10 protein-coding genes are annotated in these 14,191 nt (G+C 63.3%); 6 read left to right on the plus strand and 4 right to left on the minus strand.

Translation table 11 applies throughout. The features are described from left to right. Positions 1 to 499: 499 nt before the first annotated feature. The 6 genes from D0C15_RS16770 (at position 500) to D0C15_RS16790 (ending at position 6,678) form a co-directional block, all read left to right on the plus strand. A complete protein-coding gene (locus tag D0C15_RS16770; RefSeq protein WP_116046380.1) occupies positions 500 to 1,759 on the plus strand; it encodes a methionine adenosyltransferase in 1,260 nt (419 codons plus the stop codon). Further along, the gene (locus D0C15_RS16775) at positions 1,756 to 2,475 is read left to right on the plus strand and encodes a histidine phosphatase family protein (RefSeq protein ID WP_116046383.1); all 720 of its coding nucleotides are present in this window, start codon (positions 1,756 to 1,758) and stop codon (positions 2,473 to 2,475) included. The genes D0C15_RS16770 and D0C15_RS16775 overlap by 4 nt, the downstream gene beginning before the upstream one ends. Next, complete coding sequence (gene serS / locus D0C15_RS16780) at positions 2,468 to 3,760, plus strand: serine--tRNA ligase (protein ID WP_116046386.1); 1,293 nt, start codon at positions 2,468 to 2,470, stop codon at positions 3,758 to 3,760. The genes D0C15_RS16775 and serS overlap by 8 nt, the downstream gene beginning before the upstream one ends. A 4-nt stretch (positions 3,761 to 3,764) precedes the next feature. Then, a complete protein-coding gene (locus D0C15_RS16785) occupies positions 3,765 to 4,787 on the plus strand; it encodes a glycosyltransferase (protein ID WP_116046389.1) in 1,023 nt (340 codons plus the stop codon). Next, entirely contained in the window at positions 4,781 to 5,779 is a 999-nt protein-coding gene (locus D0C15_RS34140; protein ID WP_162830105.1) for a hypothetical protein, read from the plus strand. Before D0C15_RS16785 ends, D0C15_RS34140 begins: the two co-directional genes overlap by 7 nt. Positions 5,780 to 5,847: 68 nt before the next feature. After that, positions 5,848 to 6,678, plus strand: coding sequence for an aminoglycoside phosphotransferase family protein (locus D0C15_RS16790; RefSeq protein WP_162830106.1), 831 nt, complete (start codon positions 5,848 to 5,850; stop codon positions 6,676 to 6,678). A 94-nt stretch (positions 6,679 to 6,772) separates the two neighbouring features. Here D0C15_RS16790 and D0C15_RS16795 read toward each other — a convergent pair whose 3' ends face one another. The 4 genes from D0C15_RS16795 to D0C15_RS16815 form a co-directional block, all read right to left on the minus strand. Further along, positions 6,773 to 7,204: an NUDIX domain-containing protein gene (locus D0C15_RS16795; RefSeq protein WP_116046394.1), complete on the minus strand. Its 432-nt coding sequence runs from the start codon at positions 7,202 to 7,204 to the stop codon at positions 6,773 to 6,775. 1,434 nt (positions 7,205 to 8,638) lie between these two features. Then, positions 8,639 to 10,108 carry a class I SAM-dependent DNA methyltransferase gene (locus D0C15_RS16800; RefSeq protein ID WP_245975888.1) on the minus strand — a complete coding sequence of 490 codons (1,470 nt, stop codon included), beginning with the start codon at positions 10,106 to 10,108 and terminating at the stop codon, positions 8,639 to 8,641. A 39-nt stretch (positions 10,109 to 10,147) separates the two neighbouring features. Further along, entirely contained in the window at positions 10,148 to 11,422 is a 1,275-nt protein-coding gene (locus D0C15_RS16805; protein WP_116046400.1) for a restriction endonuclease subunit S, read from the minus strand. Beyond that, positions 11,419 to 14,172, minus strand: a complete 2,754-nt coding sequence (locus D0C15_RS16815; RefSeq protein WP_211323226.1) for a type I restriction endonuclease subunit R — start codon at positions 14,170 to 14,172, stop codon at positions 11,419 to 11,421. Before D0C15_RS16815 ends, D0C15_RS16805 begins: the two co-directional genes overlap by 4 nt. Between the last annotated feature and the right edge of the window lie 19 nt (positions 14,173 to 14,191).

A 14,191-nucleotide genomic window follows, 5' to 3' on the forward strand; every position in this document is an offset into this window, starting at 1 on the left:
CAAGCCCGGTGGACCATGCGATGGAAACCCGCATTGAACGCGTTCGCCAACACGTTCGGTGACCGCTGGCCGGGCGCCGAGAAGTACTAACCACGAACGCCGAAAACACCGTTCCTGTTACAGACCCACGCCTTTTGAGTTCTATGAGGCGCTGGCCCGTGCTGAAAGCCGCAAGCGATGACGTTCGCGCGAGTCGGCCGCCATTGTGTGCGTTGCTCGCGCGAACGGTGGCGCAGGGCCTAGCGAAACTCGGGATCTCGGCTCCGGAAAAGGAGGTAGCGCACCGGGCTCTGACGCCCACCGTCGCTCACCAGGGGTTGTGCGCGTGTGGCGAGAATCTGCCATGTGACACTCAGAGGAGTCTCCAGGATCCTCGCCTGCGGTGAGCCATTCGAGTGATCCGGACGGAGGTGGCTTACACGCGCGGCAGGTATCCGTAGCGTTTCGTCTCCTGCGTGACCTGTCGGCTGACCCGAGAAGTGAAGGACTGGAACGGACGATGCTCCGCGACCACATCGATCTCGACGGTAGCTACCTAGTTGTGGAGCGAAACGTACCCGCCCCCGGCGATCTTGCCATCGTCGAACGCAAAGGCTTGGGCCATCCGGACACGTTGGCCGACCACTTGGCGGAGTCTCTTTCGCGCGCCTACGGTCGCTACACACGCAGGGAGTTCGGGGTAGTGCTGCACCACAACTTCGACAAGCTGAGCTTGCTGGGCGGTTCCTGCGAAGTTCGATACGGAGCGGGCCGAATGGTTGACCCAGTTCGCGTCCTGGTCAACGGTCGCGTGGCCCGTTCCTGTGGGGGAGTGTCCATCCCCGTCGATGACCTGATCGCCGGGGAGGTGCGTGGGTTCTTCGCCGACCGTATACCTGAGCTGGACGGGCACGTGTCCATTGAAATGAACGTGACCAGTAATCCCAGTCCCGGTGCTGTGCTGACCGGGCAGGGTTCCACTGACCGGGGGCGGTGGTTCGCGCCGCGGTCGATTGATGACCTGCGTGAGCGTCGGCAGTTGCTGGCCAACGACACGAGTCTCGGTACAGGCTGGGCGCCAGAGAACCGGGTGGAGCGTTTCGTAAGAACGCTTACTGATCACTTCTCCAGTCCGGATGGGTTTCGGGCGTCCCACCCCTGGTGCGGCTCTGACGTCAAGGTGATGGCTCACGGCGTGGATCGGGAGCTCGATGTGGTGCTGGCGGTGCCGCAAAAGTGCGAACAGGTGACGAGTCGTGCCGAGTACCTGGAGAACAAGGACGCCGTACTGGCTGAGTGCAGACGGATAGCGGAGCGGAGCCTGCCCGAGGTAGAGGCACGTTTCCACCTCAACGCCCGTGATCTTCCTGAGCGTGACGAGCTGTATCTGACGTACACGGGATCCTCGATCGAGTCCGGGGATGAAGGCGTGGTAGGCCGGGGTAACCGGGTGAACGGCCTGATCACGCCGCTGCGCCCGATGAACGTGGAGGGTGTCAGCGGGAAGAACCCCGTCTACCACGTCGGCAAGCTCTACAACGTGGCCGCGGACCGTATCGCCCAGCGCTTGTTTGAGGCGACCGGGGCACCGGCTGAAGTGCACCTGGTCAGCGCTACTGGGCAGCGCTTGGATCGGCCGTGGCGGATTGTGGTCCGGCTGGCCGAGGGCGGCGATGAGTTGGCCAACGACAAGCTGCGGGCGCTCCTGTTGGAGACTCTCGACACCTTCCCGTTGCTCACCGACGAGATCATCTCGGGCGATGGACCAGCGACGGCATGACAAGGCCCGCCGCCACGACATACCTGCTCCGCCACGCACCTAGTGCATACAGCGTCGACTACCGGGTCAACGGGGATCCAGCGGTCGATGTCCCCCTGACCAGCGACGGGGTTGCCGAATGTCGGGTGGCACGGTGGGCGGTTCCTAGTGAGAATCTCGGGACATGCGTGACCAGCGCGTTTGGTCGGTGCATACGTACGGCTGAGTGGGTTGTTGCCGGACGAGCTGAGGTGTATGTCGATCCACGTCTGAACGAGCTGGACTACGGCGCGTTTGAGGGCGCTGCTTTCCTGGACTACGCGCGTTGGCTCATCGAGCATGGCCCGCACGTTCGGCCGCCAGGCGCTGGGGAGTCGCAAACCGAGGGGATCGAGCGGATGCTTGCTGGCCTGCGGGGGGTGCTGGAACGGCCGGGGCCGCGTCTTGTCGTTGCTCACGGACTGCTCGTCTCGGTGATCCAATGGGCGCAGGCGTTCCCGCAGCAGTCGTTGACTGAGGTGTTTCTGCCTCCGGCGCCGTGCCTGAAGCCGGTGCTTATCGACGATGAGGAGCTACAGGTCCTGACAGGTTGGCTGTTATGCGATCTCGCTTCGGCGCAGGACCGCGGCTGGCATGTGGACCTCGGGGTATTCCCGCGAGAAGCGCAGGCTGCACTTGCTACCGTCGGTACACACGCTTCAGCAAATAGAGACGAGGACGAGGCAACTCATGCATGATGCCCGCACCCTGCTCGACCTGGGCGAGGACGCTGTTCGCTCCTTGGCTAGGCGGGGCTACACACTCGACCTGACCACGATCGAGGATCTTTTCACGCGCCGGAACTCCTCGATCAAGAGCGCGGATGAGTTGCGGGCCGAGTCCAAGAAGGTCGCGGCCGAGGTGGGCAAGACCGCCAAGGCCGGCGACGACACGACCGAGCTGAAGGAGCGTGCCCGAGCACTCAAGGATCGGGTACGCGAGCTCGAGGAAGAGCAGGAGAAGGTCGAAGGCGAGCTGCGCGAGATCCTGCTGACGATCCCGAACTTCCCAGCCGACGATGTGCCCGACGGTGCCTCCGAAGACTTCAACGTCGAGGTGCGCAAACACGGCACCCCGCCGAGCTTCAGCTTCGACCCCAAAGACCACGTGGACTTGGGTGAAGCGATGGGCATTTTCGACTTCGGTCGGGCCGCGAAACTCTCGGGTTCACGGTTCAGCGTCACGCGTGGGCCCGGCGCGGTGCTGGAACGGGCGCTGGCGACGTTCTTTCTGAATCTGCATACGGGTCGTCACGACTATCAGGAGATCGGTGTTCCCAACCTGGTGAACCGGGCCACCATGACTGGAACCGGTCAGTTGCCCAAGTTCGAGGACGACCTGTTCCGTACCGGGGTGGCCGATCGGGAGCTGTTTTTGATCCCGACCGCCGAAGTGCCGTTGACGAACCTGCACGCTGACGAGATTCTGCCGTCGGAAGCACTGCCCTACGCCTATACCTCGTGGACTCCGTGCTTCCGTTCTGAGGCCGGGTCGTATGGCCGGGACACGCGCGGCATCCTGCGGTTGCACCAGTTCTCGAAGGTCGAGTTGGTGCGAATTGTGCGTCCTGAGGAGTCCCGTGCCGAGCTGGAGACGATGCTCGGACACGCCGAAGTGTGCCTGAAGGAACTCGGGCTGGCCTATCGAGTTGTGGCGTTGGCCGCTGGAGATCTGGGCTTTGGTGCCACGTTCACTTACGACATCGAGGTGTGGTTGCCTAGCCAGGGCACCTATCGCGAGATCAGCTCGTGCTCGGACTGCGGCACCTTCCAAGCCCGGCGAGCGGCGATTCGCACCAAGACGAAGGACGGTAAGCGTGGGCTGGCTGCGACGTTGAACGGGTCGGGCCTGCCGATCGGGCGGACGCTGGCCGCGCTGCTGGAGCAGAACCAGCAGCACGACGGCTCGGTGGTCGTTCCCGAGGTGCTGGTGCCGTTCACCGGCTTCCGTCGCCTCGCAGCTGACGGCACTCCCGAGTCGTAGTCCGATGCTCGTCGGCGTCTGCGACTTCCCCGGCGACTACGCATTTCCGCCAGCTGGCTATGGCGGGATCGAGCGATGGCTGTGGGCGGTAGCCGTAGGCGCACGCGCCGCTGGAGCTGACGTGCACCTGCTCGGTCCGCACTGGCGGCCGGAACTGGCGGACGAGTGGCACGTGTGGCCGACCCGGCTGGAGGACGTGACACCGGGGTGCCAGGAGGCCCGCAAGCTGCGCGACGCCAGCTATGACCTCCTCGTGGTCGGCCACGAGTACCCGTCGCTACCTGCCTGGCGGTCGGTATGGGAGACGCTGGACGCCGATGTCGCCACATTCCAGCATTGGCCGTACTTCGAACATCGCACCGATGCCTTCGACGGGCTGCGATCGCGGCTGTACTGCTACTCGGAGCAGATGCGGCAGCGATACGCGGAGCATCTGCCCATTGCAGAGTTGGCTGTGCATCTCGGTCTGAATGAAGCCGAGTTACCGGCCCGCGGGGAGGGCGAGCTGCTGTGGATGGGCCGTATTGACCGGCAGAAGGCTCCACACCTGGCGATCCGTGCTGCCGGGCTCCTCGGGCAGCGCATCACCGTCGCCGGACCGGTGTTCGATGCCGACTACGTGGACGCCTACCGCGAGGTGTTCGGAGCGGAGCACGTGCGCATGGTCGGCGAGGTCGGAGGCGAGGCCAAGATGCATCTGCTGGCCGATGCGAGTGCGTTCGTCTATACCTGCGCCCCCAACTACATCGAGGCGGGAGCCGCATCGTTCGGTGAAGCACTACGCGCGGGAACACCAGTCGCCGCACTGGCCTGGCAGACAGGCACCTGCGCTCATGCCGCCCTTTGCGAGCACACTGGCAGCATCGCCCAGGTTCACCATGACGCCGACGACGCCATCGCTGCAAAAGCGCTCAGTGACGCGATTGAACAAGTGCTACCGTCCCGCGCTCGGGAGGTGCAGGAAATCGGACTGAGCCGTTTTGACCCGGCCGCGCATTTCCACGCACTCGCTACACGCCCATGCTGACCGGCCGTTCCGCCGAACTGCTGGCAGCACTCCAGCAAACCTTCCCGACCTGGAAGTGCACCCTGGACGGCGATCAGGTGACCCTCGTCTACGGACGCGTCACGAACGCGTTCCGGCCACCACGGCGCTCGCCGTCGTTGCCCGAGATGCTTACGACCCTCACGGAGGCCTGTACTGCCCACGGCATCCAACGACACCACCCGCTGCCGCTTCGCGGACTCGAGGACGCCGAGCTGACCTTCTCCGCTGTCCAGGCTCTCGACCCGTACCTCAAACACACCCAGCATCACGTCCATGCGCACGGCTTCCTCCCACAACCGGTCGTGCGCTTCACCGGCGAGCGTGACGAGCACGGCGCATTGTTACCGGGTTTCGCGACCTCCTTCGTCAACGTCTCGATCGTCGAGCCGATCGCAACGGTCCGCGAGCACGCCACCCTCATCGACGCCTGGATCGGCGTTCTCTCACGTCTCGGCTTCCACGCCCAACACCTCACCATCAGCGGCAAGCTCCCCGTCTGGCATCGCGCAGCGGTCGCTGGGATCACCCTGCGGATCCACCATGAGAGCCGGGAACTTGGGGACGCCGTGCTGCTGTGGAACCGCGAGAACCCGTCGAAACTGGCTACTGATATCGGCTCCGGCCTGGAACGGATGGCCTGGCTACTCACCCAACGCGACTGGGACCAGGTCGTATACGGCACCCTGGCTGAGCACGTGAGCCTTCGCGTCCTCGACGCTGTCCGAACCGCGACCCTCATTGTCGGCTCCGGCATCGACCTGGCCCCACGCGGCCCCGGCAACGCCATTCGCCGTTTGCTCCGCCGCGAAGTCACGTGCCAGGGCAGCCTTGGATTGAGTCGAATCGTCCGATGGGCACATGCCTACTGGACCGGGATTGCCCCACTGCCAATGCCGTGGGCCGAGGTCTGCCGCATCCTCGACTCGGAATTACTCGACTACTCGGCAACCGGTGCCGCATGGCCCCACTAAGCCCGGGCCTTCCGACGGGAGCGCGCCAGCGGCTTGTCGAGCACTACGGCTCGTCAATCCGTACCTGGTTGGGCGATGTCGAGGACAACGTCGCGGCCACTGCTTCCAGCTGCGACATCACCGTCGACGGATTCCACGATGCCGGGTGGGCCTCCGTGGTCGGCGTCGGACGCTTCACGACTGGACAGCCCGTCATTCTGAAGGCGATTCCCGACTCGGACCGCTACCAGCAAGAACGAGCAGCTCTCACGCACTGGGGAGGGCACAGCGCAAGTCGCCTGATTAGCTCCGACGATACGACTCAGATCCTCCTAATTGAACTCGTCGGAAGTGCGGCGGGTGGATCGCCACGGCCGGACGATCACATCGAACGAATCGCAGATGCGCTGCCACAACTACACGAGGTCGAAGTTAAATCCTGCACTCCGGTCCCAACCCTTCGCGGCTACTACGTTCGAACAGTTCTGCCAAGGATTGAGCGACGCGCGTCCCGATTCGGCGAGGCTGTCGGCGAACGAAACGTTCGGTTGGCCCTCGACCTGGGCGCCGATCTATGTGCGACATCGAATCAGCGCGCGATGCTGCATGCCGACCTCTACGCTGAGAACATCCTGTTCGACTCAAACCTGACTCCGGTCTTCATCGACCCGCACCCCAAGGTGGGTTCCCCGGCTTTCGACTGGGCGTTCTGGTGCGTCTACTACCGTCAAGACGGCGAATTTGCCACCAGGATACGACTCTGCCGATCACGAGTGCCTGGGCTGCACGACGAGGTACTGGCGTGGTCACTGACACTGGCCGTGGACGGCGCCTTGTACTACAAAGCGAATGACGAAACAAATGTCGCAGCAATGCAATTGGTCATCTCCTCACCCGAGTTGGCCAGCTTGCCCACTTAGATAACAGGGCAAACGTCTGGTGACGACCCCAGCAAGGGGTTCGCCGCCGCAGACTGATACGCGGAGCCGCAAGCGCCGTCAGACATCTGAATTGCTAGCTGGCCCAGGCGCGCCAGAAGGGAGTTTGTTCGTCAGCAGGGGCCAGGAGAGCGTCTTTGAGTGTGCGTGGTCGCACGTCGGACTCAGCGAGGTCGTCTACGGGACACCAGTGAAATTCCAGGTGGGCTTCCTGGCTGGTGGGTTCGCTGTCGGCGAGGTCGACCTCGAACACGAAGTTGAGTTCGTGGTGGGTGGTGTCGTCTTCGATGTATCCGTGTTCGACGACACCGAGGAACCTCGCAATCGTGGCCTCGGTCCCGAGTTCTTCCGTGATCTCGCGGATGAGGGCGGGTTCGACCCGCTCGCCGGGTTCGACATGACCGCCGGGCAGGAACGACCAGGACTTCGTGCGTTGCGTGGCGAGCAGCAGGTGTCCGTCCCGTCGGATGACGGCCCTCGCGATGATTTCCGTGGCAGCCGCGCCCATGTGTGGCCTTTCGTGTCGTTGGTGCCATCTAGTGTCCAGCTTGTGACTGTTGCGGATCTTACGGTCGATCAAGTGGTGGCTGCGGTGGAGCGGCTGTTGCCGGAGGCAGTTCCCGTCCGTCCTGTGGGCGTATTGCGTAAGGGGCGTAGCCATACGTCATGAGTATTGGACTCCGGTCTCGGGCGGCTGGTCGGCAAGGTAGGGCTGCATGGCGATAAAGCTGTCGCGCTGAGACGGCTCGATGAGCATCGTCGGGTGTGGGAGCACGGTGTGCCGGTGCCGAGGCTGCTGGGTTTCACGGGCGCCAGCAGTGCGGTGGGTGATCGGTTGTTGATTGTCGCTGAGTATCTGCCCGGTCGCGATGCCGAGGATTCGCGTTCGTTGCCTTCAGCAGTTATGGGCGACGTGATGTACTCCGCAGGGGCCGCTCTGGCGGGCTTGCACGGCGTTCCAGTGGCGTGCTTCGGCGATTCGGACAGTGGGCTGGGCCGGGGTTTCGCCACCTGGGACGCTGCGATCTCGTCGCGTGTCGAGTTGCTCGCTCGCGCCTACAGAGCGCAGAGCGGGTCTTTGGACGGCGACGTGGAGCGATTGGTCGCCGCCGGCCTGGTGTTGCTGGGTCGGCTCGCCGACGAGGTATCTGCCGTTGTGCGTCCGGCGCACGGGGAAGATGCTGGTTTACACCCAGCACAACGTCAACGCTGTCGCCCTCATCCCACGCATGTGCGGTGTACTTCTTGCCTCCGGCGTGACCGACGAAGATGGCCCCGCGCACGCAGACGCCCTGCGCGAGCCGTCAGATTCCAGGCGAGTCGAACGTACGTGCGAACATGGTAGTTTGCCGACGTGACTCCGCTGCCTTCACCTCCGCGCCGGACGGCGCGCTGCGCTACCGAGTCGGTCAGGCTGGCACGACGATCGCCGTCCTTCCTGCCACCTGCAAAGGCGGAGGGCACATCGTCGTTTCAGGAGTCAACAGAGCTATCTCTGCCGGGGGCGAGGTCCGCGTGGACTGCCCCGCCTGCGCCGCGACGCCCGGAGTCGACGCGAGCTGGCTGTTGACGGATGTCATCACCCTCCCAGCGCGTGAACGGGCTGTTGATCACGGCACACCTGCCTACCTCGGACCGATCGCCGCCCGCACGCGGTGGATGAGGTCGTCGTACGGTTGGTCGTCCAGCTCGGCACGACCGAGGCTGGCGTGACTGCTGGTGGGTCGACCTGGACGTCCTCTTCCGGCCGGCGGACGCACCACGGCACGTCATCGTGACCGGGCTGGACCTCACGGGCCTGGTCCCCGGTCAACTACACGGCCGTTTCTCGAGGGTGGAGGTTAGCCCGGTGTTGCCCCTGATCAACAGCCGAATCACGTAATCCAGAGCGACTTACGCCTGACAAGTATTGCCCGGAGGACGCCCGGTGTCCGAGTCGCCTTCAGTCTGACATTCCGCCGGATGACGGCTCGAGCGCCGCGGTGACGGCTTCGAGTTCGACCAGTGCGGCGGTGAGGTCCTCGATGATCTCGCGGGCGATGAGGTGTGGGGCTGGGAGGTTGTCGGTGTCTTCGAGCGACTCGTCACCAAGCCACGTGATGTCCAGGTTGACCTTGTCGCGTGCGAGAAGGTCGTCGTAGGTGAACGACTTGAATCGTTCGGACTCGATCCGCTCTGAGCGCGCCTTTCCCGGCGCGTAACACTCGACGAAATCGTCCAAGTGTTGACGGCGCAGCGGATTCTGCTTAGGCGTAAAATGTTGATTGGTACGCAGATCGTAGATCCAGAGTCTGTCGGTCCAGGGGCGTTCGGCCGCAGGCTTCTTGTCGAAAAACAGCACGTTCGCCTTGACGCCCTGTGCGTAGAAGATCCCCTTTGGCAGGCGCAACATGGTGTGCAGATCGAAGTCGCGGAGCAACTTGCGCCGCAGCGTCTCACCTGCACCGCCCTCGAAGAGCACATTGTCCGGCAGTACGACGGCCGCGCGGCCGTTGATGTCCAGGATCGTGGCGATGTGCTGAAGGAAGTTGAGCTGCTTGTTTGCCGTGGTAACGACGAAGTCCTGGCGTTCGATCTCGCGGTCTTCGCGAACCTCCAGCCCATCGGCGCCCACCATCGTCAACGAGGATTTACGACCGAACGGAGGGTTGGACAGAACAACAGACCAACGGCGGCCGGGGTCGGCGATCAGCGCGTCGCGCACCTCGATCAATGAGTCCCCAGCCGGATCTCCGATGCCGTGCAGAATCAAGTTCATCGCGGCAAGGCGGGCCGTCCCGTCGACAAGCTCGTGGCCGTAGGCGAAGTCGTGCCGGAGATGGTCCCTCTCAGTGCGGGTCATCGACTCCGATCCACGGGAGGCATACTCGTGCGCTGCGAGCAGGAAGCCCGCCGTCCCTGCGGCGGGATCGACCACGGTGTCCTTCACCGTAGGCTGGACGCAGTCGACCATAGCCTGGATCACCGCGCGGGGCGTGAAGTATTGTCCGGCACCGGACTTGATGTCTTCAGCTCCCTTGGACAGGAGCGCTTCGTAGGCGTCGCCCTTGATGTCGGTGCCGGTGGCCGACCAATTCTCCTTGTCGATGAGGTCGACGATGAGCCGCTTCAGTTTCGCGGGATCTTGGATCCGGTTCTGCGCCTTCCGGAAGATCGTTCCCAACACGCCTGGCCGCTTCCCGAGCTCTTCCAGAATGTGCCGGTACTGCGTCTCCAGCGCGTCACCCCTGGCATCCAGCAGGGTCTGCCAGGAGTATTCCGACGGAACGATCTGCTGCGGATTGAGTTCGCGCGTTGCACGTTCATGCGCCATCTTGAGAAAGAGCAGATAGGTGAGCTGCTCGACGTATTCGATCGTGCCGACGCCATCGTCACGCAACACGTTGCAGTAGGACCACAGCTTGTCGACCAACGACCGCGCGTTAAACATTGGCCAACTCTCCCAATAGGTTCATGTCAAATTGGTATCCACTTGCCCTCGAAGGAGCTCACCCGAGAAGGCAGTCATAAATAGTGCTCGCCGTAGGCGATTCACTCGATGTTGCGCCGTTTCGAGTGCCGACTCCTGCATCCTGACGCTGTCCAGACTTTCGCGAACTTGTGCGGCGATGCGCAACTGCTCACTAAGCGGGGGAAGCACTATCTCGACGTTCTTCAAGTCCGTTCCAGATATACCCATCTGCCCGGATGTTGTCTTTATCTTCGATTGAATCTGCTTCCTACCGTCTCCGAAACTGCACGCCAATGCGACGAAACCGGGATCTGCAAGATCAGGGTCTGGGCGCACGCGAATCAATTTGTCGGGATACGTGAGTGCGGGGATCCCGCCGGGAACCACAGCACATGCGCCGACATACTGCGAGTTCCCATTATAACGGGTGAATAGCAAGTCCCCGGGTTGCAGCAGCGCGTCGCTGCGCAGGAGATCCTCTGCCTCACGCTCCGAATAGCGCAGATCGGTTAGGTCGAGCGCCAATGGACGAACAGCACCGATTCGCAGGATTGGCGTGCCGTTAGGCTCCGCCTTCGCTCGCGATACAAAGATGCCATTACGCACACCAATGGATAGTCCGCCGATCAGGTGTCGTTTTCCGTTGACCTTGGCCAGCTCAGCGGAGACGATTGCAGCCCTAAGTCGCCTTGCTCGGCGGCCAGCCTGGTCAAAGTACGTAGCTGCCGCGTCGAGGCGAGAGAGATGGTCCTCAAGTAAATCCTGCAGTCGCTCCTGCTCATCCAAAGGAGGAATCGGAACAGGTAGCTGCTTGATCATTGAAAGACTTATCGATGCCAGATTTGTAGTCTGCTTGCCGTACCTCTCGAACCACTCCCTTGCGCACTCGTTGGCGAACCAAGCAAGGAGCTTTGGGCGCAGCGCTTCGTTGCGAATTCGCGCCCGAAACACGTGGTTCTGATGGATACAGCGAGGGATCTGTCCCTCCCATACCCATCCCCGCCCCAATTTGTCGCGATCGCCGCCCTCATTCAGCAATACATCGCCGGACTGAAGCTGAAGCCTATTAGCCGTAGATTCGGGCACACGGATTTCGGTCACCGATGAAAGATCGATGCGACCCCGCTGAACATTGGCGACACGCAAGTACGGCACAAGGGGAATCGTTGGGTCCGATTGCTTCTTCGAATCTTTCGTTACACCGCCAACAACATCGGCGATTTCGCCTAGCAGTGCCCACGTCCAACCGTCGGGGATAGGGAGCAGAGGTGTCATGCAGGCAGTTCCCTGTTCAGTTCGTCCAGCAGTTCGGCCGCACGGGACACGCCAAGGTCACGGAGGGCGCCGTCGGCACCGCCGCGGTCGGTGAAGGGGGCTCGGTCAAGGTCTTCGGGGGTGATACCGGCCGAGGACGCGACTACCTCGACCATGCGATCGAGCCACCACCTCTCGGTCTCACTGAACCTGGCTCCAGCATGTTCTTGCTGGTTTAGCCACGCAGCGTAGCGCTCACGAATTCGGTCAGCGTAAGGGACCAGCTCTTCGTCTTCGCCGATCGTGAAGCGTATGAGAGACACCAAGTCGGTGAGGGTGTGGCGGGTACTGCGGCGGACGCGACCAGCCGCGATGGCCTCGTAGGCGGCCCAGAGCACCTCGGGGGTCCAGTTGTAGGGAGGCCGGCTGATCCGGTCCGCCAGTTCCTGGATGTCGTCGAAGGAGATGTGACGTTCTCGGGCCTCGGTCATCAGTTGAATGGCAGTGATCTCGTCGCGGTGCTCTGCGAGGTACTGCGACCAGCTTTCGACGAGAGACCGGGCGCGGTCGGTGTCGACCACGCCGTGTGCGTCCAAGAGCACGTCCACACTGACCTCGTCGATGATCTGGTCGTGAGCGCGTCGGAGTTCGAGGATCCGGTTGCGCAGCTCGGGGTTGGCCGCCAAGGGCTCGATCGCGCTATCGAGGAGCTGCTGAACGACAGCGGCCGGGTCAGCGGCCCCCAGGACCGCGTGGGCCTGCTTGTCCGGGTCGACCGCATCCACGAGACCGCGAACGATGGCCTGGACTGCGTTGCCCGCAACCAGGTCCAGCTCGGCCCGCTCGGCGGGCGTGAGTTGCAACTCTAAGGCCGTCAAGCGTGAAGCGAGAGTCGCGGTCTCATCCTCAGTGAGTGTGAGCGTGGCCACCTTGTCCAGCAACTTCTTCAGGCTGATGCCCTTCTGGCGGTTCAGGGGCGGGTCGACGAAGTCGTGCTCGGTGACCCCGACGGCGTCGACAATGACGAATCGGGTCTTCTCGGTGGCGTCCGGAGTGACAGCGCGGAAGTCGGCAGAGGAGATCGTGCGTGCTCCGCGGCCCTTCATCTGCTCGAAGTACTGTGCCGAACGCACGTCACGCATGAAGAACACGCACTCCAGCGCCTTGACGTCGGTGCCTGTGGCGATCATGTCCACGGTGACCGCGATCCGCAGGACCGTCGAGGTGCGGAACGCTTGGAGCCGCCCCTTGGGGTCCTTCGCGTTGTAGGTGATCTTGGCGGCGAAGTCGTTGCCCTTGCCAAATACCTCCCGCACCGTCGTGACGACCTCCTCGGCGTGGTTGTCGTCCTTGCAGAAGATCAACGTCTTGGGCACGGCCGAGCGGCCGGGGAAGATCTCGGGCAGCTTGTCGCGGAAAGTCTCCAGCACCAGCCGGATCTGACTGGTGGAGGTCACCGCGCGGTCCAGCTGCCTACTGGTGTAGACGAGATCCTCGTTGAGCGCCTCTAGGCGTTGCACACGGGTGCGGCGATCCACCATCGGCACGACGGTGCCCGCCTCGATCTCGGAGCCGTCGGCGGTGATCTGTGTCTTGATCCGGTACAGGTCGAAGTCGACGTTGACCAGGTCAGCCACCGACTCGGGGTAGGTGTACTCGGATACCAGGTTCTGGCGGAAGAATCCGAAGGTCTGCTTGCCGGGCGTGGCGGTCAGGCCGACGACGTGGACGTCGAAGTACTCCAGCACCCCGCGCCAGACTCCGTAAATGGAGCGGTGCGCCTCGTCGACGATGACCAGGTCGAAGCTCTCCGGCGGCAGCAGTCGGTTGTACGCGACGGTGACCGGCGCCTCGGGGACGTAGCCATCCAGGCCGGGATCGTCGCCCTCGGCCACGTCCTCGTTCTTGAGCACCTTGAACACCCGCTGGATCGTGGAGATCGCCACCTGGGTGGAGCCAAGCATCCCCGCGCTGGTGAGCTTGTCGACGTTGTAGATCTCGGTGAAGCGGCGTCCGTCGTCGGGTGTGCGGTAGTTCTGGAATTCCGCCAGCGTCTGATCGCCGAGGTTGTTGCGATCCACCAAGAACAGTACCCGGTTAAAGCCACCGAACTTCAGCAGCCGGTAGGACTCGGCGACCGCCGTAAAGGTCTTGCCGGCGCCGGTGGCCATCTGCACCAGCGAACGGTCGAACCGCTGCTCAGCCAGCGACTTCTCGATCCCACGGATCGCGGCGACCTGAGCCTTGCGCATCGGTCGCTCGTCCAGCACCGGCAGTGTCCGCACCTTGGCTCGCCAGGTCGGCCGGGCCGGGTCGCGCTCAGCGTCCCGCAGGACGCGGGCGAGTGTCTCCGGCTTGGGAACGTTGAACAGCCGCCGGGACCGAGGCTGGGGGTCGTAGCCGTTGGTGAAGTGGGTCTCCGTGCCGCTGGCCTCGAAGACGAACGGCAAGCGCCCGTCCACGGTCAACGCCTTCAGCCGCACCTCGGGCGGCAACCCCTCGGCGTACATGGCGGACTGCCACTCAACGCCGGACAGGGTGGTCCCTACCGACTTGGCCTCGATGACCCCGACTACCCGCTTGTCGACGTAAAGTAGGTAGTCCACACGGCCGTGCCCCTTGGCCATGATCATCTCGCGGACCGCGATACCCAGGCCGGCGAACAAGTTGATGTGCTTCCGATCCTGGACCAACCATCCGGCATCAGCCAACTGTTGATCGATGAGCACCCGCGCCCGCTGCTCAGCGGCAAGCCTGGGATCGTCCGTCACCCCACTGCCTCCCCCACGC

This window comes from Amycolatopsis palatopharyngis, assembly GCF_003385185.1.
GTDB classification, from domain to species: Bacteria; Actinomycetota; Actinomycetes; order Mycobacteriales; family Pseudonocardiaceae; genus Amycolatopsis; species Amycolatopsis palatopharyngis.